Annotated in this window: 1 protein-coding gene; it reads right to left on the reverse strand. The window is 53.7% G+C overall.

Annotated features, from left to right (window positions below; translation table 11 throughout):
* Positions 1 to 350, reverse strand: a 350-nt coding sequence (locus tag C0039_RS20860) for a transposase (protein ID WP_243391684.1), incomplete at both ends; no start/stop codon positions are given.

Raw genomic sequence — 350 nt, forward strand, 5'->3', positions numbered from 1 at the left:
AATGTTTACCTGTTTCAGGTTCTCGGTAGCCTACCCGGCGAAGCGGTGGAGCCCCTCGTTTCAATGCATGGGCGCTGTTCAATTGAATCGTCTGGTCACTGGTGACGCCGCTTCCCGCCGGAGTGTCATGGCGTTCAGTTACCTTGTAAATCGAGTTCGGGCGCAACCGGGTAACAAAGAAAACTCCTTTATCCGTCAGTGACTTATACCATCCATAATCGACGTATCCCTTGTCGCAGGCCACGATACTCCCGCGGGGAAAGTCGATTTGGCGCCCCTTGACCATATCATTCTCAATCCCATCTCCCAGGGCAACAAACTCCGGAATCATCGTCCCGTGGTTCAAGCCC

It is taken from the genome of Pseudohalioglobus lutimaris, from assembly GCF_002866825.1.
Classification (GTDB): domain Bacteria; phylum Pseudomonadota; class Gammaproteobacteria; order Pseudomonadales; family Halieaceae; genus Halioglobus; species Halioglobus lutimaris.